The 23,190-nt window shown below is 30.4% G+C and carries 16 protein-coding genes; 14 read left to right on the forward strand and 2 right to left on the reverse strand.

Going from position 1 to position 23,190, the window contains the following annotated elements:
- The first annotated feature begins 176 nt into the window (after positions 1-176).
- Positions 177-3,614 (forward strand): pyruvate carboxylase, encoded by a 3,438-nt coding sequence (locus tag J2Z42_RS09035; protein WP_209702322.1) that lies wholly within the window; start codon positions 177-179, stop codon positions 3,612-3,614.
- Between the two features lie 249 nt (positions 3,615-3,863).
- Positions 3,864-6,785, forward strand: a complete 2,922-nt coding sequence (locus J2Z42_RS09040; protein ID WP_209702323.1) for an insulinase family protein — start codon at positions 3,864-3,866, stop codon at positions 6,783-6,785.
- 56 nt (positions 6,786-6,841) lie between these two features.
- Here J2Z42_RS09040 and J2Z42_RS09045 read toward each other — a convergent pair whose 3' ends face one another.
- A complete protein-coding gene (locus J2Z42_RS09045) occupies positions 6,842-8,632 on the reverse strand; it encodes a carbon starvation CstA family protein (protein ID WP_209702324.1) in 1,791 nt (596 codons plus the stop codon).
- Positions 8,633-8,921: 289 nt separating this feature from the next.
- Here J2Z42_RS09045 and J2Z42_RS09050 point away from each other — a divergent pair, with 289 nt between their 5' ends.
- From J2Z42_RS09050 to J2Z42_RS09060, 3 genes are read left to right on the forward strand one after another with little or no spacing between them, the layout of a single operon-like run.
- Entirely contained in the window at positions 8,922-10,628 is a 1,707-nt protein-coding gene (locus J2Z42_RS09050) for a LytS/YhcK type 5TM receptor domain-containing protein (protein ID WP_209702325.1), read from the forward strand.
- Positions 10,621-11,394, forward strand: a complete 774-nt coding sequence (locus J2Z42_RS09055) for a LytR/AlgR family response regulator transcription factor (RefSeq protein ID WP_209702326.1) — start codon at positions 10,621-10,623, stop codon at positions 11,392-11,394. The genes J2Z42_RS09050 and J2Z42_RS09055 overlap by 8 nt, the downstream gene beginning before the upstream one ends.
- A gap of 19 nt (positions 11,395-11,413) precedes the next feature.
- Positions 11,414-11,704, forward strand: coding sequence for a thiamine-binding protein (locus tag J2Z42_RS09060; protein WP_209702327.1), 291 nt, complete (start codon positions 11,414-11,416; stop codon positions 11,702-11,704).
- Between the two features lie 10 nt (positions 11,705-11,714).
- Here J2Z42_RS09060 and J2Z42_RS09065 read toward each other — a convergent pair whose 3' ends face one another.
- Positions 11,715-13,628: an ABC-F family ATP-binding cassette domain-containing protein gene (locus J2Z42_RS09065; protein ID WP_209702328.1), complete on the reverse strand. Its 1,914-nt coding sequence runs from the start codon at positions 13,626-13,628 to the stop codon at positions 11,715-11,717.
- Between the two features lie 281 nt (positions 13,629-13,909).
- Here J2Z42_RS09065 and J2Z42_RS09070 point away from each other — a divergent pair, with 281 nt between their 5' ends.
- The 9 genes from J2Z42_RS09070 to groES all read left to right on the forward strand — a co-directional run bounded on the left by J2Z42_RS09070 (position 13,910) and on the right by groES (position 23,164).
- A complete protein-coding gene (locus J2Z42_RS09070) occupies positions 13,910-14,542 on the forward strand; it encodes a redox-sensing transcriptional repressor Rex (protein ID WP_209702329.1) in 633 nt (210 codons plus the stop codon).
- A gap of 234 nt (positions 14,543-14,776) precedes the next feature.
- On the forward strand, positions 14,777-15,556 hold the full coding sequence (locus J2Z42_RS09075) for a short-chain-enoyl-CoA hydratase (protein WP_209702330.1): 780 nt from the start codon (positions 14,777-14,779) through the stop codon (positions 15,554-15,556).
- 260 nt (positions 15,557-15,816) lie between these two features.
- Complete coding sequence (locus J2Z42_RS09080) at positions 15,817-16,665, forward strand: 3-hydroxybutyryl-CoA dehydrogenase (protein ID WP_209702331.1); 849 nt, start codon at positions 15,817-15,819, stop codon at positions 16,663-16,665.
- A 143-nt stretch (positions 16,666-16,808) separates the two neighbouring features.
- Positions 16,809-17,699 carry a sulfide/dihydroorotate dehydrogenase-like FAD/NAD-binding protein gene (locus J2Z42_RS09085; protein ID WP_209702332.1) on the forward strand — a complete coding sequence of 297 codons (891 nt, stop codon included), beginning with the start codon at positions 16,809-16,811 and terminating at the stop codon, positions 17,697-17,699.
- Positions 17,699-19,087 (forward strand): NADPH-dependent glutamate synthase, encoded by a 1,389-nt coding sequence (gltA, locus tag J2Z42_RS09090; protein ID WP_209702333.1) that lies wholly within the window; start codon positions 17,699-17,701, stop codon positions 19,085-19,087. The genes J2Z42_RS09085 and gltA overlap by 1 nt, the downstream gene beginning before the upstream one ends.
- A gap of 101 nt (positions 19,088-19,188) precedes the next feature.
- Positions 19,189-20,097, forward strand: a complete 909-nt coding sequence (locus J2Z42_RS09095; protein ID WP_209702334.1) for a DNA-3-methyladenine glycosylase family protein — start codon at positions 19,189-19,191, stop codon at positions 20,095-20,097.
- Positions 20,098-20,263: 166 nt separating this feature from the next.
- On the forward strand, positions 20,264-21,751 hold the full coding sequence (locus J2Z42_RS09100; protein ID WP_209702335.1) for a 4Fe-4S dicluster domain-containing protein: 1,488 nt from the start codon (positions 20,264-20,266) through the stop codon (positions 21,749-21,751).
- A 165-nt stretch (positions 21,752-21,916) separates the two neighbouring features.
- Entirely contained in the window at positions 21,917-22,624 is a 708-nt protein-coding gene (locus J2Z42_RS09105) for a TVP38/TMEM64 family protein (protein ID WP_209702336.1), read from the forward strand.
- 252 nt (positions 22,625-22,876) lie between these two features.
- Positions 22,877-23,164 (forward strand): co-chaperone GroES, encoded by a 288-nt coding sequence (gene groES, locus J2Z42_RS09110; protein ID WP_209702337.1) that lies wholly within the window; start codon positions 22,877-22,879, stop codon positions 23,162-23,164.
- The last annotated feature ends 26 nt before the right edge of the window (positions 23,165-23,190 follow it).

Here is a 23,190-nt window from a genome sequence, read left to right on the forward strand (position 1 = left end):
ATTAATGTATATATGATTAAAGTAATATTTATATATACTATGTTATGCAAGTAAAAAAAATAAACAATGCAATTGAAATAATTTTGATACTTATATATAATAATAATATGTCAAAAAAATTATTTGCAGCGAATTATATTGACTGATTGTCAATTTTTACAAGGGGTTGATTTGCTTTGATAAAAAAATTTAAAAGAGTTCTTGTGGCAAATAGAGGAGAAATTGCCATAAGAATATTTAGAGCATGCCATGAATTGGGTATAAGAACGGTAGCTATTTATTCTGATGAAGATAAGAGAGCACTATTCAGGACTAAAGCTGATGAGGCCTACCTTATAGGTAAAAATAGGGGACCTGTAGAAGCTTACTTGAATATTGATGAGATAATAAATCTTGCACTCAAAAAAGGAGTAGATGCTATACATCCGGGATATGGATTTTTATCTGAGAATCCTGATTTTGCTAAAAAATGTGAGGATGCAGGTATAGAATTTATAGGTCCAACTTCTGATATAATGGAAAAAATGGGTGATAAAATAAAATCCAAAATAGTATCTGGTAATGCAGGTGTTAAGACTATTCCTGGAATACAGAGACCTATAAAGTCAGAAGATGAAGCAATAGAGTTTGCAAGGTACTGTGGCTATCCTGTAATGATTAAGGCAGCTGATGGCGGCGGTGGAAGAGGTATGAGGATAATACAAAAAGAGGAAGATCTTCTAGAATCATATAGGAATGCTAAAAATGAATCTCTCAAAGCCTTTGGATCAGACGAAATGTTTATTGAAAAATATATTGAAGGACCAAAACATATAGAAGTTCAGGTACTTGGGGATAAGTATGGAAATATTGTCCACCTTTATGAAAGGGACTGTTCTATACAAAGAAGACATCAGAAAGTTATAGAATTTGCACCGGCTTTTGCATTATCTAAAGAAATTAGAGATGATATATGTAATGATGCACTTAAAATTGCAAAATCTGTGAATTATAGAAGTGCAGGTACACTGGAATTTTTGGTAGACAAGCACGGAAATCACTACTTTATAGAAATGAATCCTAGAATTCAGGTTGAACATACTGTAACTGAAATGATAACCGGCATAGATATAGTTCAAAGTCAGATACTTGTAGCTGAAGGATATAAACTTGATTCAAAAGAGATAGGAATAAAATCTCAGGATGATATAAGTGTAAGAGGATATGCTATTCAGTGCAGAATAACTACAGAAGATCCTTCAAACAATTTTGCACCGGATACAGGAAGAATTGATGTATATAGAACCGGTTCCGGATTTGGTATAAGATTGGACGGAGGAAATGGATTTACAGGAGCTGTTATAAGTCCTTATTATGATAGTCTTCTTGTTAAGACAGTAGCATGGTCAAGAACTTTTCAAGATGCAGTTAGGAAGTCCATACGTTCTGTAAAAGAGACTTTTGTAACAGGAGTAAAAACTAATATAGATTTCTTAATAAATGTACTAAATCATGATACTTTTAAAAAAGGTCTTTGTGATACTAATTTTATAGCTAATAATCCTGAATTGTTTGATATATCTCCAAGACAGGATGAAGAGCTCAGAATACTTAAATTTATAGCAGAAAAAGTTGTAAATGAAACTCATGGCCAGAAAAAAGACTTTGATGTACCTGTAGTACCTAAAATTAAGCCAGTCGAAAATTTAAGGGGAACAAAGCAGATATTAGATGAAGAGGGTCCAGAAGGACTTGTAAAGTGGATTAAAGCTCAAAATAAGCTGCTTTTAACGGATACTACTATGAGGGATGCACATCAATCACTTATGGCAACTAGAATGAGAACAAAAGATATGCTAAAAATAGCAGGTTCTGAATCTGTTATAGCAAAAGATTTGTTTTCCATGGAAATGTGGGGAGGGGCAACTTTTGATGTATCTTATAGATTCTTGAAGGAATCTCCATGGGAAAGATTAAAGGAACTTAGAGCTAAAGTCCCAAATATACTTTTCCAGATGCTTATAAGAGGTGCAAATGCTGTTGGATATAAAAATTATCCTGATAATGTTATAAGAAAATTTATAAAACAATCTGCAGAATCAGGAATAGATGTATTTAGAATATTCGATTCATTAAACTGGGTAAAAGGAATGGAAGTTGCCATAGATGAAACATTAAATCAAGGTAAGATAGCTGAAGCATGTATGTGCTATACAGGAGACATACTTGATACAAATAGAGATAAGTATACTCTTGATTATTATGTTAAATTGGCAAAAGAATTAGAAAAAGCTGGGGCTCATATAATTGGAATAAAAGATATGTCAGCACTTTTAAAACCTTATGCTGCTGTTAAACTTATAACGGCTCTTAAAAATGAAGTATCTGTACCTATACACCTTCATACACATGATACTACAGGGAATGGTGTAGCTACTGTGCTTATGGCTGCTCACTCAGGAGTAGATATTGCAGATGTAGCATTTAGCAGTATGTCGGGACTTACAAGTCAGCCATCGCTTAACTCTGTAGTTGCAGCACTTAAAAATACAGAAAGAGATACAAAACTTGATGCAGATAGTCTTCAGATGATTTCAGATTATTGGAGTGCAGTAAGACCTGTTTACAGTCAGTTTGAATCGGGACTTAAAACTGGTACAGCTGAAATATACAAGTATGAAATACCAGGAGGCCAGTATTCTAACTTGAAACCACAGGCAGAGAGTTTTGGACTTGGTCATCGTTTTGAAGATGTAAAAGATATGTTTAGAAGAGTAAATCTCATGATGGGTGATATAATCAAAGTAACTCCATCTTCTAAAATGGTAGGAGATATGGCTATATTTATGATTAAAAATAACCTGGATGAGAACAACATATATGAGAAAGGAAAGAACTTGACATTCCCTGACTCGGTAGTATCTTATTTTAAAGGAATGATGGGTCAGCCAATGGGAGGTTTTCCTGAAAAGCTTCAAAAACTTGTTCTAAAAGGTGAGAAACCTATAGATAAAAGACCTGGAGAAATTTTGCCACCAGAAGATTTTGAAAAAATAAATGAATATCTTTCTAAAAAATATAAGAGAGAATTTTCAAATGAAGAACAATTAAGTTATGCACTTTATCCTGATGTATATGAGGACTATTTGAAGTACTTAAAAGATAATGGAAATTTCACCTGTATAGGAAGCGATGTATTTTTCCATGGACTTCGTGAAGGAGAAACTTGTGAAATAGATATAGCAGAAGGAAAAACTCTTATAATTCAACTTCTTGAAATAGGAAAAGTTGATTCAGAGGGATATAGATATGTTGTATTTGAGGTAAATGGAAACAGAAGAGATGTTAGAATAAAAGATAAAGCGAGTATGGAAGCTGCCAATTCCTATGAAGAAGGAGTAACAATGGCAGATCCAGATAATGAAAAAGAAATAGGTGCAAGTATTCCTGGAACTATAGTCAAGATTTTGGTTAATGCAGGAGATGCTGTAAAAGAGGGTGAAAGTCTTGTTGCAATAGAGGCAATGAAGATGGAAACTAATATAACAGCAGGTGAAGATGGGATCATAGATGGGATATTTGTAAAAGAAAATCAGCAGGTTAAGTCAGGACAGCTTTTAATGAGCTTTAAATAGTAGTTGATAAATTTTAAATGGGATTTAATGCAGAATTAATTAATTCTGTGTTAAATCCTATTTTTATTGTTATATTTTACTATTATAAATTATTTGGTTATGTTAGAATATTTATAGCTTTACAAACAGATAGACAAAAATAATAAATGAAGATTATAGTATTTAGTGGTATAAAGGAGTAAATAATTGATATTATAAATTATGTAAGTAGTTTGAAAAACAAATAATATATTGAAAGGAAAAAATTATATGGATATAGGAAAAATTTATAGTGGTTTTAAATTTATTGAAGAAAAAAATATAGAAGAATTGAATTCCGTTGGAATGATTTTTAAACATGAAAAAAGTGGAGCTAGATTATTTTTCTTGAAAAATGATGACAATAATAAAGTTTTTGCAATAAGTTTCAGAACTCCACCTGAAAATAGCAAAGGAATACCGCATATACTGGAACATTCAGTACTTTGTGGTTCTAGAAAATTTCCTGTAAAAGAACCTTTTGTAGAACTTGTTAAGGGGTCTTTAAATACATTTTTAAATGCTTTTACTTTCCCTGATAAAACTATGTATCCTGTAGCAAGTGTAAATGATAAAGATTTTACTAATCTCATGGATGTATATTTAGATGCTGTATTTTATCCTAACATATATAAGTATCCAGAAATTATGATGCAGGAAGGCTGGCATTATGAACTGGATAATAAAGATGATGACATAACTTACAAGGGTGTTGTTTATAATGAAATGAAAGGAGCATTTTCATCACCGGAGTCCATACTTTTTAGAAAAATTTCAGAATCACTTTATCCTGGAACACAGTATTCAGTTGAATCAGGAGGAGATCCGGATGTAATACCTCAGCTTACAAATGATGAATTTCTGGCATTTCACAGTAAATATTATCATCCTGCCAATAGCTATATATATCTATATGGAAACATGGACATAGAGGAAAAACTTAAATTTTTAGATGAAAAATATTTGAGTGAATTTAATACAATTTCTGTAGATTCAAGTCTTAGGGAAGCAGTTCCTTTTAAAAGCCAGAAAGAAATTAAGATGAGTTATCCTATATCCAGCAGTGAGAAAGAGCAGGATAAGACATTTTTAAGCCTTAATTTTGCAGTAGGAAAAGCTACTGATGCTGAGTTATACCTGGCTTTTGATGTACTTGAATATTTACTGCTTGAAACCCCATCCTCACCACTTAAAAAAGCCCTTATAGATGCAGGTATAGGTAAAGATGTATTTGGTTCATTTGAGGCAGGTATGCTTCAGCCGATGTTCAGTATAATAGTTAAAAACTCTAATGAAAGTGAAAAAGAAAAATTTAAAAATATTGTCATAGAAACACTTAAAAAGCTTGTAAATGATGGAATTGATAAGAAGTTAATAGAAGCTTCCATAAATATAAAAGAATTTAAACTTAGAGAGGCAGATTACCAGGGGTATCCAAAGGGACTTATATACGGGATGAAAGCTATGGATAGCTGGTTGTATGATGCTAGACCATGGATTCATCTTAAATATGATGAGAACCTGAAAAAAGTAAAAACTGCACTTAAAGATAACTATTTTGAAAAACTTATAGATAAATATATTTTAAACAATAAACACAGCTCTCTAATTATGCTTAAGCCTGAAAAAGGATTGGAAGAGAAAAAGGAAGAAACTTTAAAGGAACATTTGAAAAAGTTTAAAGATAGCCTTAAAGAAGAAGAATTGAGTAAGATAATTTTGGATGCAGAACATCTAAAAGAGAGGCAGAAAAGCGAAGATAAAAAAGAAGACCTTGAAAAAATACCTCTTCTATCCATATCTGATATAGATAAAGATGCAAAAAAGCTGAGGCTTATAGAAAATGAAAAAGATAATGTGAAGACATTATTTCATCCTGTATTTACAAATGGTATAGTTTATTTAAATCTATATTTTGATTCCAGCGCTGTAAAAAAGGAATATATACCTTATATATCACTTTTGGGAACTGTACTTGGGAAGATAAGTACCGAGAATTATGACTATGAAGAATTATCAAAAGAAATAAATATCTATACAGGAGGTATAAACTTCATACCTCAATCCTACTCTGAAAATAAAAATACAGATGTATTTTATCCTAAATTTATAGTTAGATCGAAGGTGCTTACAGGTAATATTGAAAAATTGGTAGGACTTATAAGTGAAGTAATAAATCATACCAAGTTTGATGAATACAAGAGAATTAAAGAAATAATACAGGAAACTAAATCAAGAATAGAAATGGCAATGTTTCAGATGGGTCATGTAGTTGTAGCAAACCATGCTATGTCATATTTTTCATCTATAAGTAAATATGATGATCTTCTAAGTGGACTTGGATTTTATAAATTTATATGCAGTATTGAGAAGAATTTTGAAAATAATAAAGAAGATATAAGCAATAATTTGAAAAATACAGCTTCTTTAATATTTAATGTTAACAATCTGATCACAGGTGTTACGTGTGATAACAAAGATTATAATAAGTTTAAAAATAATATTGGGATAATTTATGACCAACTTGATAAGGACAAATTAGAAAATGAAGTATATGAGTTTAAATTTAATCCTGAAAATGAAGGACTTATGACTTCAGGTAAAGTTCAATATGTAGCTAAAGCCTATAATTTTATGAAGCTTGGATATTCATATAATGGAAGCCTTCAGGTATTAAAGTCAATAGCAAACTATGATTATCTGTGGAATGAAGTACGTGTCCAGGGTGGTGCATATGGAAGTTTTGCAGCATTTTTGAGAAATGGAAATATGTTCTTTACATCTTATAGAGATCCTAATCTTGACAAGACTATTGAAGTATATGATAAAGCTGGAGAATTTTTTAAAAACTTTAAGGCAGACAACAGACAGATGACCAAGTATATAATAGGAACAATATCTGATCTTGATTATCCGCTTACTCCTTCATCAGAAGGCCAGAGAGTTTTTGACAATTATATAAGACATATAAGTTACGAAGACATGCAAAAGGAAAGAGAAGAAGTTTTAAATACTAAGGTAAAAGATATAGAAAAATTTTCTGAATTGATTTCGGATGTTATGAAACAAAATAATTTATGTGTACTTGGAAATGAACAGAAAATAAAAGAAAATAAAAGTATATTCAATAATGTTTTCAATCTATTTGAATAGTAATATAAAAATATCCACATTGGGGATAAAAATTATCTTCAATGTGGATTATTTTTTTAAACTGTAGTATTTTGATCTACGTTATCAAACTCTCCTGACTTTAAGTCTTTAATCCAGTGTTTGATACTCTCATAAAGTATAACTACGAGTATTACTATTAGTATTAAAGAAAGTACTACAAGTAAATTCTTGTGATTTGGTATATAATTTGAAGATATATTTGTTATTGATGCGGCAAGTGTCATTACAGCTATAAATGCCATAGGTATTACGGTCATTGGCATGTACTTCTTTTTGCCCATTCTTATTAGAACTGAAGTACCTATTGCAAAGGCTATAGCAGCTAAACTTTGGTTTGCTACACCAAACAGAGGCCATATGGTTGATATATTACCTGTGTATAATAGATAACCCCAACAAAATGACATTACAAAACTAAAGAATATAATGTTAAACCAGGAGTTTCTATTTTTGAAAGGTTCATATACTTTACCTAATAAATCCTGGAATAAATATCTTCCTATTCTTGTACCAGAATCTATAGTTGTAAGTATAAATAATGCTTCAAACATTATACAGAAATGATACCAGTAAGACATTAATCCTTTCATACCAGGTATTTTATAGAATACATATGACATACCAACGGCAAGAGATACGGAACCTCCTGGTCTTCCAGCAAGGTGTTCACCTACCATCTGTGATAACATAGGCAGTTCTTTTGGAATCATGCCTAATTTTGCAAATGCAGCTGGTGCAGAGTTTATGGCAAAGTAATCAGAAGTTGGAAGACAAGTTGCTGCAATTAATGCCATTAAAGCTATAAAAGATTCTATAACCATGGAACCGTAACCTATAGGAAGTATATCTCTTTCATTTGAAATAAGTTTAGGTGTAGTACCAGAACCTATTAATGAATGGAAACCAGATAGAGCTCCACAAGCTATTGTAATAAATACGAATGGAACAACTTTACCTGATACTATAGGACCTCCACCACCTATAAATTGAGTAAGTGCTGGCATTTGAATGGTAGGCCTTACAAGTATTATACCTATTACAAGAAGTCCTATAACACCTAGCTTCATATATGTGCTCAAGTAATCTCTAGGAAGCAATAAAAGCCATACAGGAAGAACAGATGCAATGAAACCATAAGCAGCCAATATAAGTGACATCTGTTTTACATTAAAAGTAAGATATGGAGCTAAAGCTGAATGTTGTACAGAAGGTCCGACAATAACGCCTACTAAAATAAGAGCCATACCTATAACAGTAGCTTCTGCTATTTTACCTGGTCTTAAAAATTTAAGATATAAACCTATGAAAATAGCTACAGGAATTGTAAAACCAACGGTAAATGTTCCCCATGGGCTATTATAAAGTGAATTTACAATTGGTAGTCCGAGACCTGCCATAGTTATAACAAGTATAAAAATAATTGAAATTGATGTGATGAAACCCATTCTTTCACCAAGATTTTTTCTTGCAATCTCGGCAATAGATTGTCCATCCTGTCTAACGGATGCAAACAAAATTATCATGTCGTGAACACCGCCTGCAAGTACACCTCCAATTAGAATCCAGAGTGTACCTGGAAGATATCCAAATTGAGCAGCCAGAACTGGTCCTATGAGTGGCCCTGCACCGGCAATAGCAGCAAAATGGTGTCCGAGCAATATCCATTTGTTGGTTGGAACATAGTCATGTCCATCTTCAAATCTCTTAGATGGAACTTCACGTGTTTCATCTAACATAAGAACTTTAGCTGCAATAAAAGATCCATAAAACCTATAACCTAAAACTAATACGAGTGCGCCTATTATTACAAGTACTATCGAGTTCATGTAAAAACCTCCTTAAAATTTTTATAATATGAATTGTAGTAATAGCTGTGAAGTGAATTTTAATTTTAAAATTTACTTCATATAAATAATACTATTTTATATTTATATTTAGTAGGAAAATTTGTTAAAGTGATGAAAATAAAGTATGAATTGCAAAAATCAATAGTTGAATAGCAAACGATTTCAAAAAATGTTCTCAATATCTGATTTAATTGCACATTAGTCTTGACAACAAATGATAATTAGTAAAGAATAAAAGTGTAATTAATATGTTGGGAGGGTAATCATAATGATTTATATACAACTTTTGGAGAGTATGTCGTTGATTGCTTTATCAGCATATATATATAGCCATACCCGTATTTTCAATAATCTGATTAGAGATGATCTTAAATTTTTTGACAAGTTTCTTCTTGTAATATTTTTCAGCATTTTAGGAATTATCGGAAATTATACAGGAGTAAATGTACAACCTCATGATATGTATACTATAAAACACAGTGTAGGGTATATAGGAATTCATGATGCTATAGCAAATACAAGACCTATAGCAGCTATAACGGCAGGTTATATTGGAGGACCAGTAATTGGAATCTGTGTTGGTATAATTTCGGGTGTAAATAGATATTTTTTAGGAGGATTTACAGCGCTATCCTGTGCAATATCAACTATAATTGAAGGATTAATTGGTTCTGCTGTTAAAAGGTATTCGAAAGATACCGAATTTAATATAAAATATATTTTTATTGGATCAGTTATTGCAGAAATAATTCAGATGAGTATAATACTTATATTTTCAAGACCATTTGATGTTGCAAACAGACTGGTACAGCTTATAGCACTGCCAATGATATTGATAAATTCATTTGGTACAGTAATATTTGTAAATATAATAAAAAATTCAAGGGAAGAATATAATAAAATAGGGGCGATACAGGCACAAAAGGCACTTAGTATTGCACAAAAGACTATCAGTTATATGAGAAAAGGACTTAACCTTGAGACATCAAAAAATGTATCTCATATAATATACGAAATGTCAGATATAGAAGGTGTGTTTATTGGTGATAAATACGGAATACTTGCTTATGATGGCATTGATTTAGACAGAGAAAAGCTTAATGAAAAATTAAAAAAGTATTATTTATCTCCACAGTATATGACAATAGAGTTTTCTGATAATAAGGAAAAATTATTTTTCATTTGTTCACCATTTAATATATGTAATTCTGGTTTTGAAGGAGTAGTTGGACTTGGAGTAAAATCAAAAAGAGATATAACAGTATATTTTAGGCAATTTGCAGAAGAATTAAGTGAGCTATTATCAAACCAGATCGAGCTTTACAAATTAAATAAATTAGCACAGGAAGCATTGACAGCTAAATTTAAAGCTCTGAGAGCTCAAATAGAACCACATTTTTTATTTAATGCTTTAAATACTATTGCATCTCTTTGTAGGACAAACCCGCTGAAAGCTAGAGAATTAATTATAGATTTGTCAAATTATTTTAGACAAACTCTAAAGAGACAGGAGGATTTCGTCTTATTGAAAGATGAAATAGATTTTGTAAAATCATATCTTTCAATAGAAAAAGCCAGATTTGGTGAAAGATTAAAGCTTGTTATAGATATACCTCATGATTTGATGAACAGCAGTATACCATCATTTGTGCTTCAACCAATTATAGAAAATGCAATAAAACATGGTATACTTCCAAAGGCAGAAGGTGGCAATGTTCTTTTAAAAGCAGTCTTATGCGGGAATGGAAATAATAAAATATTATTTTCAATAGAAGATGATGGAGTTGGCATGGATGATATTCAACTGAATAACTTAATTCAAAATTGGCCTGGAATAGGGCTTAGAAATGTAAATGAGAGGTTGAAATTGTTATATGGTGAAAATTGCGGAATTAATATTAAGACATCTTTAAATAATGGTACAAATGTTAGTTTTATTATACCGTTAAAGGGGGATTACAATTTAGATGGATAATAAGTTAAATTGTGTTATAGTTGAAGATGAAATTCCAGCAGCAAAGGAATTAGAATATATAATATCAAAATATGATAATATATTGGTTAATGGAATAGCGACAAATGGCAAATCTGGACTAGAAATTATAAAAGATAAAAGGCCTGATGCTGTATTTATGGACATAAATATGCCATTGAAAAATGGGATTGAGCTTGCAAAGGAAGTCAAGGAATTTGATAATTCAATTGATGTTATTTTTGTTACAGCCTATGAAGAACATGCAGTTGAGGCATTTAGATTATATGCTTTGGATTATGTACTTAAACCATTTGATGAAAATAGAATAGACATAACAATTAATAGATTAATTGATAAATGGAAAGAAAAAAATGAAAAAAAAGAAAAATTGCCGGATTTGTTAAATCAAATAGTAGATAATATTCATAATACAGAAAAGATTGTTAAAAGAATTGCTTGTGAAAAGAATGGTAAAATAGTATTAATAAATACTAAAGATATATATTTTTGTTATATTAAGAATGAGAAAACTTATGTAAAGACCAAAGATGAAAGTTATTTAGTAGGATATACTCTAGGCCAGATAGAAGAAAAAACAAAATTTTTTAGAACTCATAGAAGTTATCTTGTAAATATGGATAATATAAAAGAACTTTATTCGTGGTTCAATGGAACTTATAAATTGGTTATGAATGATAAAAATAATACTGAAGTGCCTATAAGTAGAAGTAACGTTAAAAAATTAAAAAAATATCTAGAAATATAATGAATTAGGAGGTAATTTTATGGCAGTTGTAAACGTAAGTCTTCAGATTCTACCTGTTGTAGAAGAAAAAAATTTATACGGAGTTGTAGACAAGGTTATAGAATATATAGATTCATGCAGAGTTAAATATGAAGTTGGACCGATGGAAACTACTATGGAAGGTGAACTAGATGAACTTTTAAAAATAGTTTCTGCAGCACAAAAAATATGTACAGACAATGGCGCAAAGAGAGTTGAATCTATGGTAAAAATTGATTACAGACCTACTGGTATTACCATGGAAGAAAAAATAGGCAAGTATAGAAAATAGAAGGAAAACTTTACATAAAGTTTTCCCATTCTTCATAAAGTTTTTCTAAATTATCTTGATTAATAAGAAGCTGTTTATTTATTTTTTCGCTTTCTTCAGGATTTGAGTATACTTCTTCAAGACAAAGTTTATTTTGAAGTTCAGAAATTTCCTTTTCCAAATCTGATATTTTTTCTTCAATATTTTTCATTTTTAATTGCTCATTTTTTTTAGATTTTTCCAGCTCCTTTTTCTTTTTTCTCTCACTTTTTATCTGAGTTTTAGTTTTTCCAGAAACTTCTTTAATCTGTTCAAATCTTAAAGGATTTTTCTTTTTTTCAATATAATAATTATAATTTCCAATATATAATTTGATTTCATTTTCCTTCAGTTCATATATCTTACTTACAACTTTATTTAAAAAATATCTATCATGAGATATTACAAATACAGTGCCATCATAGTTAAGCAGAGCCTTTTCCAGAGCTTCACGCGACATAATGTCTAAGTGATTTGTAGGTTCATCCAAAAGTAAAAAATTTGATTTTGAAAGCATCAATTTTAATAAGTTAATTCTGCATTTTTCACCGCCGCTTAAAGATGAAATTGTTTTGAAAACATCATCTCCTGTAAATAAAAATGAAGCTAGAGCATTTCGTATTTCTGTAGTTGTGAGCTTGGGAAAGTCGTCCCATACTTCATCTATAACTGTTTTATTTAGACTTAAATTTGATTGCTCCTGGTCATAATAGCCTATTACTACATTTTTACCTAATGAGCATATTCCATTATCTGATTTTACTTCGCTCATTATTATTCTAAAAAGGGTAGTTTTTCCTCTGCCATTTTCTCCGATTAAAGCTGTTTTTTCTCCTTTTTTTATATCAAAGCTAACATTTGAAAATAGTTTTTTCTCATTGAAGCTCTTTTCTAAATTTTCTATGTGGAGTACATCATTGCCGCTTTTTATCTGGGTTTCAAAAATCATATCTTTCATTTTAGGAGGCTTGTCGGGAGATTGTATTCTTTCAATTTTATCAAGCATTTTTTGACGACTTTCAGCAGCTTTTATGCTTTTCTCTCTATTGAAGGATTTATATCTTTCAATTACTTCCTCCTGCCTTTTTATTTCAGCTTGTTGAATATTATATGCTTTCAATTGGGATTCATAATTTTTTTCTTTCAAATCTATAAATTTTGTATAATTTCCATTATAAAAATTTATGTGACCGTTTATTAATTCCATTGTTATTGAAGTTACAGAATCTAAAAAATATCTATCATGAGATATTAAAATTACAGTACCTTTGTAATTTTTAAGATAATCCTCAAGCCATTCTATAGCTTCTAAGTCAAGATGATTTGTAGGCTCATCTAAAAGCAATATATTAGGTCTTGTAAGTAGAAGTTTGCAAAGTGCTATTCTTGTTTTTTGACCTCCACTTAAGAGATCAATTTTTTTATCAAAATCATTTTCAAAAAATCCAAGTCCCTTTAATACTCTGCTTATTTCTGCTTTGTAAGTATATCCGCCTGTATTTGTATATAATTCCGAATATGTAGTATAATCATCTATAATTTTATTACGGTATTCTTTACTGCTTTTATCATAGGGTTCATTCATTAAATTTTCTAATTTGGACAATTTTTTTTCGAGCTTGATTAAATTTTCAAATACCGTTAACATTTCTTCGTATATAGTATTTGAAGGATTTAAGGATAAATGTTGAGCTAGATATCCTAGAGTTTTAACTTTGTCTATAAAAAGATCTCCGCTGTCATGTTCTAATTTTCCTGTGAGTATTTTAAATAAAGTAGATTTTCCTGCACCATTTGGACCTATTAAACCGACTTTTTCCCCTTCATTTATATTAAAAGTTATGTTATCTAGTATAGTATCTATTCCATAACTTTTATGAATATTTTTACAACTTAAAATTACCATAGTATAAAACACCATCCTTAACCATTATATTTTACTATTTATATTGATTTTTTTGTAGTGGTATTTCAAATTAATATTGTATATAATTACATAATGTAAAAAATAAGAATACAAATTACTTTAATTATATAAAATAAAGTAGTGGACTTGACATTTTGATAGTATAAATAATACTATTAAATATGTAATGTATAGTAAAATGATATGGTTTAGAAAGTATAAAGTTTAAATATAAAATATTATGAATGAATTAAATTATTACAATATGAGGTGCAGATAATATGGATAAGAAAAAAAATATATCAATGGCAGTTATAAAGAGGTTACCAAAATATCACAGATATTTAAGTGATCTTATGAGAAATGACGTTGATAGAATATCTTCTAAGGAATTAAGTGAAACTATAGGATTTACGGCTTCCCAGATAAGGCAGGATTTAAATTGCTTTGGTGATTTTGGACAGCAGGGATATGGTTATAATGTAAGTGAGCTTTACAATCAGATAAGAAATATACTGGGACTTAGTAAAACTTATAAAATGACTATAATAGGTGCTGGTAATATAGGCCAAGCCTTAGCAAATTATACTAGATTTGAAAAATTAGGTCTTGAATTAAAGGTGATATTTGATATAAATCCTAAGCTAATAGGCATTAAAATAAGGGATATAGAAATAAAAGATATAGATTATTTAAGTGATTATTTAAAAGAGAATACTATAGATATAGGGATAATATGTGTTCCAGACAATAATGCACAAAAAGTTTGTGATGTATTGATTAAAAATGGAGTGAAAGGTATATGGAATTTTGCTCCTGTAGATTTGGTAGCTCCTGAAAATGTAAAAGTTGAGAATGTACATTTAAGTGATAGTTTATTAACGCTTACTTGTTTGTTGAATGACATAGAATAACAAATATCAGAGTAATAACGTAATTTTATTTTTGAAAAATCCTAATAATTTAAACATTTATTTATATTTTTATTGAAATGTATGGTTTTAGGGTATATAATAATAATTGAAGTTTGAAACTTTGGTTGTTATTAACTATAATTGTGATATTATTAACAATGCTTTGTTAAAAAATATCACATATTATAGCAAATAAAATATAAAAAAATATATAAGGTTGCGGGGGAAATTAGTATGGATTTTAAAAATGTTATTTTTGAAAAAGAAGGAAAATTAGCTTTAATCACAATTAATAGACCTAAAGCACTTAATGCACTGAATTCAGAAACACTATGTGAAATCGATTGTGTAATTGATAAAGTTGCAGAGGATGATTCTATATTAGCTGTAATAATTACAGGAGCAGGAAAAGCTTTTGTAGCTGGTGCTGATATATCAGAGATGAGAGACCTTAATGCTAATGGAGGAAGAAAATTTGGTATACTTGGTAACAAGGTATTTAGGAAAATAGAGAAGTTAGAAAAACCTGTTATTGCAGCTGTAAATGGTTTTGCACTTGGTGGTGGCTGTGAAATATCAATGGCTTGTGACATAAGAATAGCTTCATCAAAGGCTAAATTTGGACAACCAGAAGCAGGACTTGGAATTACACCAGGCTTTGGTGGAACTCAAAGACTTCCTAGATTAGTAGGTACTGGAATGGCTAAGGAACTTATATATACTGCAAAAATTATAAAAGCAGAGGAAGCATTTAGAATAGGACTTGTAAATAAAGTAGTTGAACCTGAAGCACTTATGGATGAAGCTAAAGCATTGGCAAATACAATAGCTGGTAATGCACCAATAGCTGTAAAACTTTGCAAAGAAGCTATAAACAGAGGAGTTCAGACAGACATAGATACAGGTGCAGCATATGAATCTGAAGTATTTGGAGAATGTTTTGCTACAGAAGATCAAAAAGAAGGAATGACTGCATTCCTTGAAAAAAGAGATAAATCTTTTAAAAATAAATAGAGTAAATTAAAAAACTATTTTTTAGAGAAATGAAGTAAAGAAATTTTACATTTAAAAGAGAGCAAGAATTTGTAAAAAAGATGGTATGATCGGTATACCTTTCCCTGAAAAGTATGCTATCGTAGGAGATTGTGAAAGGATTATATCTGAATTTATAGCTTAAATCAAAGCTTTAGATTTAGTATAAATATAATTTAATTGTTTCTTTAATATGTAAACTTAATTTTATAATTAAGATATTAAAAAGGAGGAAAGTAAGTATGAAAAAAGTATGTGTTCTTGGTGCTGGTACAATGGGATCTGGTATCGCTCAAGCTTTTGCAGCAAAAGGCTGTGAAGTATTAATAAGAGATATAAAAGATGAATTTGTTGAAAGAGGAATTTCAGGCATCAAAAAAGGATTTGAAAAAAGAATAGCAAAAGGAAAGATTTCACAGGCAGATGCTGATGCTATATTAGCTAGAATAAGTGGAACAGTTGACCTTGAAAAGGCAGCTGATTGCGATCTAGTAGTAGAAGCAGCAGTTGAAAATATGAAGATAAAAAGAGAAATATTCAGTGACTTGGATAGAATATGCAAGCCTGAAACAATTCTTGCTTCAAATACTTCTTCACTATCAATAACTGAAATAGCATCTGCTACAAAAAGACAGGACAAGGTTATAGGAATGCACTTCTTTAATCCAGCACCTGTTATGAAATTAGTTGAAGTAATAAGAGGTATGTCTACATCTCAGGAAACTTTTGATGCAGTAAAGGAAATTGCAACTTCAATTGGAAAAGACCCTGTAGAAGTAGCTGAAGCTCCAGGATTTGTTGTAAATAGAATATTAATACCAATGATAAATGAAGCTATTGGAATATATGCAGAACATATAGCTTCAGCAGAAGATATTGATAAAGCTATGAAGCTTGGTGCTAATCACCCAATGGGACCACTAGCATTAGGAGATCTTATCGGACTTGATGTATGTCTTGCTATCATGGATGTACTTTATAAAGAAACAGGAGACTCAAAATACAGAGCTCATTCACTTCTTAGAAAGTATGTAAGAGCAGGATGGCTTGGAAGAAAGACTAAAAAAGGAATTTTCGATTATTCAAAATAGAATTATGTACATAAAAGGAACTTTGGATTAAATAAAAATTAATCCAGGGTTCTTTTTATATACAATTCTTTGTACGTTATGATATAATTAAAAAGGCTTATTGTAATAAGTTTGTATAAGTTTTATAAATGGGGTGAATAGAAATGTACAAAATTGTAGACAAAAAAACTCTTGCACCGAATATATTTTCAATGGATATAGAGGCACCAAGAGTAGCGAAGTCCTGTCTTCCAGGTCAGTTTGTCATAGTTAGAATTGATGAAAAAGGAGAAAGAATACCTCTCACAATTTGTGATTATGATGCACAAAAGGGAACAGTGAAAATAGTATTTCAGACATTAGGAAAATCAACAAAAGAAATGGCTGAATTTGAAGTAGGCGAGTATTTTAGCGATTTTGTTGGACCTTTAGGCCAGCCATCTGATCTTACTAAGGAAAGTGAAGAAGAGCTTAAAAAGAAAAATATTATATTTGTAGCAGGAGGAGTTGGAACAGCTCCAGTTTATCCTCAGGTAAAATGGCTTAATGCTCATGGAGTGAAGGCAGATGTCATTGTTGGATGTAAATCCAAGGATTATTTGCTTTTTGAAGATGAATTAAAAAAGGTTTCCGGTAATCTGTATATAACTACTGATGATGGAAGTTATGGATACAAGGGTTTCGTTACAGATAAACTTAAGGAACTTATTGATAAAGAAGGAAAAAAATATAATCATGCAGTTGTCATAGGTCCTATGATCATGATGAAATTTTTATCAAAGCTTACAAAAGAATATGGGATAGAGACTGTAGTAAGTTTGAATCCTATAATGGTAGATGGAACTGGTATGTGTGGTGCTTGCAGGGTTACTGTAGGTGGAGAAGTAAAATTTGCCTGTGTTGATGGACCAGAATTTGATGGACATCTGGTAAATTTTGATGAGTCTATGAGAAGACAGACAATGTATAAGACTGAAGAGGGAAGAGAGATACTCAAAAAAGAAGAGGGAGATACTTTCCATAGAAAAGGATGTACTTGTGGAGGTGACAAATAATGGCTGCTGATAAAATGAAAAGAGTACCAATAAAAGAACAGGATCCAAAAGTTAGGGCAACTAATTTTGATGAAGTATGTCTTGGATATACTAAAGAAGAAGCTATTAAAGAAGCTTCAAGGTGCCTTAATTGTAAAAAACCAATGTGTGTTACAAAATGTCCAGTTTCAATAAATATACCTGGTTTTATTTCAAAAATTAAAGAGGAAAAATTTGACGAAGCTGCAAAAATAATAGCACAGTCAAGTGCACTTCCTGCAGTTTGCGGCAGAGTATGCCCACAAGAAAGTCAGTGTGAAGGAAAATGCGTTTTAGGCATAAAAGGAGAAGCTATTTCGATAGGAAAGCTAGAAAGGTTTGTAGCTGACTGGTCTAGAGAAAATAATGTGGATCTTTCAGAAAGAAAACCAGCTAATGGCATAAAAGTAGCTGTTATAGGAAGTGGACCTTCTGGACTTACATGTGCAGGAGACCTGGCAAAGCTCGGCTATGATGTTACTATATTTGAAGCACTTCATAAGGCTGGAGGAGTTTTAGTTTATGGAATTCCAGAGTTTAGACTTCCAAAAGATACAGTAGTTCAGCATGAAGTTGACAATGTGAAAAAATTAGGTGTAAAAATAGAAACAGATGTAATAATTGGAAGAACAATTACTATAGATGATTTATTTGAAGAAGAGGGCTTTAAAGCTGTATTTATAGGCTCAGGTGCAGGTCTTCCAAGATTTATGGGTATACCTGGAGAAAATTTAAATGGAGTATTTTCTGCCAACGAATTTTTAACTAGGAATAACCTCATGAAAGCATTTAAAGATGATTATGATACACCAATAAAGGTTGGAGCTAAAGTTGCTGTGGTTGGCGGCGGAAATGTTGCTATGGATGCAGCAAGAACTGCTTTAAGACTTGGAGCTGAAGTACATATAGTATACAGAAGATCAGAATCAGAACTTCCAGCTAGAGCAGAAGAAGTACATCATGCTAAAGAAGAAGGAATACAGTTTAATTTATTAACTAATCCTATAGAAGTTTTAGGAAATGAAAAAGGCTGGGTTAAAGGAATTAGATGTATAAGAATGGAACTTGGAGAGCCAGATGCTTCAGGCAGAAGAAGACCTATTGAAATAAAAGGTTCGGAATTTGACCTGGATGTAGACACTGTAATAATGTCACTTGGTACTTCACCAAATCCACTTATTTCATCAACAACAAAAGGTCTTGATATCAACAAAAAAAGATGTATTATTGCAGAAGATGAAACTGGTAAAACTTCAAGGGATGGAGTATATGCAGGCGGAGATGCTGTAACTGGTGCAGCTACAGTAATACTTGCCATGGAAGCTGGAAAAAAAGCTGCAAAAGCTATAGATGAATATTTAAAAAAATAATAGAATGTTTGAATGAAAAACAACTATAATAGTTTAAACTATTATAGTTGTTTTTACTTGAAGGTATATAATTAATATTTGAAAAGGAAGAAGGTTATAGTATGGATTTTAGTCATATAGAGAATATAGAAAATGGTATTATAGTAAAAAATGTAAGAAATTTTGAATTGTCACATATATTTGACTGCGGACAGTGTTTCAGATGGGATAAACAGGATGATGGAAATTATATAGGAGTTGCGTTTGGAAAAGTTATTGAGGTTCAAAAAAAATATAATGATGTAATGATATATAACACAAATGAAAAAGATTTTAAAAATATTTGGGCAGAATATTTTGACCTTTACAGGGACTATGGAGAAATAAAAAGTATATTGAGTGATGACCCAATCTTAAAAAAATCATTAGAATTTGGGTACGGAATAAGACTTTTAAAACAAGATCCTTTTGAACTTATAATATCATTTATAATATCAGCTAATAATAGAATACCTATGATAAAAAGGGCTATAAAAAATATAAGTGCTAAATATGGTAAAAAAATAGAATATAAAAATAAAATTTATTATAATTTTCCGGATGTCGAAGATTTGAATAAGGCTACTTTGGAGGAACTTAAAGATTGTGGTACTGGATTTAGAAATAAATATATAAAAGACACTGTATCAAAAATATGTACTTTTGGTAAGCTTGGAAATTTAGATTATAATGAAAAATTTAATATAGAATGGATAAAAAGTCAAAAAGATGAATTATGTTATAAAGAGCTTCAAAAATTTATGGGAATTGGCCCAAAAGTTGCAGATTGTATAATGCTATTTTCTATGCAGAAATATTCAGCTTTCCCGGTGGATGTTTGGGTAAAAAGAGCAATGACTCATTTTTATCTGGCACCAGATGTATCTTTAAATAAGATAAGACAGTTTGGAATAAACAAATTTGGAAATTTTTCGGGATTTGCACAACAATATCTTTTTTATTATGCAAGAGAAAACAACATAAAATTATAGGGGGTATATGTTAAAAAAATATCTTTTATTCTAAAAAACTGTTACATTATATTCACTAATCTGTTATAATAAAAATTGTTAAGATATAATGCGATATAATGTGTATTTGAGCTATTGCATATATTTTAAAATTTTTATATTCGTGTAACAGAAAGGGGAGAATGTTTTGGCAACCTTCGAGACACCACTAAAAAAGTTAAAATATTTGATATTAAAAAATGTGATAGAGCTTGCAAGAGATAATAAATTAACAAAGAATGAATTACAAAAAATACCATATAAGATAATTAAAGGTGATAAAGCCGAATATAGATGCTGTGTTTATAAGGAAAGAGCTGTCGTATATGAGAGAGCTACATTAGCTGCTGGTTTTGTGCCTACTAATAATATAACTGAAGAATTAAAAGAAATTGAAGATAAAGATCATATTATATTTGTAATTTCTTCTGCGTGTGATAAGTGTCCTATAGATAAATATAATGTTACAGAAGCTTGTAGAGGATGTATTCAACATAAGTGCATGGAAGTTTGTCCTGCAAAAGCAATAACAAGGGTGGATGGAAAATCTTATATAAACCAGGAGTTGTGCAGGGAATGCGGTATGTGTAAAAAATCATGTCCTTATAATGCTATAGCTGAAGTAATGAGACCATGTAAAAAAGCTTGTCCTACAGGTGCACTGGAAATAAATTCTGAAAACAGAAAAGCAAAAATAGAAAAAGAAAAATGTATAAGCTGTGGAGCATGTATGTCAATGTGTCCTTTTGGTGCCATATCTGATTTGAGCCATGTAACCGATGTTACAAGAAAATTAGTTGAAGGTAAAGAGATTTATGCAGTAGTAGCACCATCTATAACTGGCCAGTTTGGACCAAAGGTAAGTGTTGGAAAGATTAAAGATGCATTTAAGAAAATGGGATTTAAAGATATGCTGGAAGCTGCATGTGGTGCGGATGCAGTAACTGTAAACGAAGGCAATGAATTTGTTTCAAGAATGAAAAAAGGCGATAAGTTTATGACAAATTCGTGCTGTTCTGGATTTATGAATTATATAGAAATGAAATTCCCGGATATGGTAGATAAAATGTCAGGAACTGTTTCTCCTATGATTGCAACTGCAAGGTGGATAAAAGAATTGCATAAAGATGCAATAGTTGTATTTGTTGGACCATGTACTGCAAAAAAAGTAGAAATAAATAGAGAATCTATAAAAAATGATGTAGATTATGCACTTACATTTGAAGAAATAGCAGCTTTAATGGGCGCGTTTTCTGTAGATCCCGAAAACTGTGAGGACGAAACTGTTGATGATGCTTCAGCTTTGGGAAGAGGGTTTGCACAAGGTGGTGGAGTAGCAGCAGCTATAGAAAATTATATTTCTGAAAAGAAAATTGATGCTGATTTTAAACCTGTAAAAGTAAGTGGAAAAGATGAGATAAAGAAAGTAATGATGAGTGCTAAAGTGGGTAGGACCCCTGGAAATTTCATAGAGGGTATGATGTGTGAAGGCGGATGTATAGGAGGTCCGGCAACTATGGTATCTCTTATGAAGGCAAGGCCACAACTCATTAAATTTAGTAAGCAGTCAACTAAAAAGACTATCCTTTCAAATGACAAACTTAAGGAATTTGAAAAAGTAAATATGGAAAGATAATAATTATTGTTTTATTTTCAAAAGGTAAAATGCATTTGAGTGTATTTTACCTTTGTTATTTTAAAAATATACAGTGTATATATAAATTATAATTGGATATTATAGTAAATAGATTTTACTTTAATTAGTATTTCAAGTTATAAATAAAATAATGGGATATTTAAAATGAGATTATTTGAAAAGTTAAAAAAATATAAAGCATATATAATAATTGGTATTATAATTATATTTTTATTTGTGACTGCTTATGAGTATTATCATAAATATATGTATATTTTAAGAAGTCCTAAGGATTTAAAAAATTTAATCATGTCTTATGGTAAATACGGAATATTTGCATTTTTAGTTCTGCAGATATTTCAAGTAGTAGCATTTTTTATACCTGGAGAGTTTGTTCAAATTGCTTCAGGATATATGTATGGTTCATTTTTAGGAAGTGTCTTATCTGTTTTAGGGATAGTTTTAGGAAGCATAATTGCATACTTGATATCAATGATATATGGTAAACCTCTTGTGAACAAAATGGTATCAAATAGGCAATTAAAATTTTTTAAGAGAATATTGAATTTAGGGAATATGAATCTTGTGGTATTTTTAGTATATTTAATTCCCGGAATACCGAAAGATATTTTATCTTACATATGTGGAATATCAAATATAAGTTTAAAAAATTTCATTATTTATTCCACGCTTGGAAGATTACCGGGCATAATTATATCTTCTTATTTTGGAGCTAAAATATATTCTGAAAATAAAATAATGCTTATAATTATAACAATTGTAGTGACCATGTTATTTTTTATTGGGATTTTTAAAGGAGAAAAGATAATATTAAAAATGGTAAAGCATAAATCATCTCAAAATGACAATTAATTATGCATAATTATATTGTTTTTAGCTAAAATGGTGAAATCAAGAGAAATTAAGAGAGATATTTATTTAATAAGAGCGTATCTGGAAATTTGAACAATAAATACTGTTCAAGTATTAAATTAGAATTTGAAAATATAAACAGTATTTATTATTATAATAATTGTATTAGCACTCAATATTAATGAGTGCTAACAATAACTGCTAAAAATTATTTTAAAATAAATTAAAAGATATTTTTAAGGAGGGGTTTTCATGAATATTAGACCACTTGGAGACAGGGTTGTTATTAAAAAAATCGAGGCAGAAGAAACTACAAAAAGTGGAATAGTTTTGCCAGGAACTGCTAAAGAAAAACCACAGGAGGCTGAAGTTGTTGCAGTCGGAGCCGGAGGATTAGTAGATGGAAAAGAAGTTAAAATGGAAGTCAAAGTAAAAGATAGAGTATTATTTTCTAAATACGCTGGAAACGAAGTAAAAATTGATGGCGTAGAATATACTATTTTAAGACAGGATGATATTTTAGCAGTAATTGAAAAATAAAATTATGATTATATATAATCTAAAAG

The organism is Clostridium algifaecis (assembly GCF_017874415.1).
Classification (GTDB): domain Bacteria; phylum Bacillota; class Clostridia; order Clostridiales; family Clostridiaceae; genus Clostridium_B; species Clostridium_B algifaecis.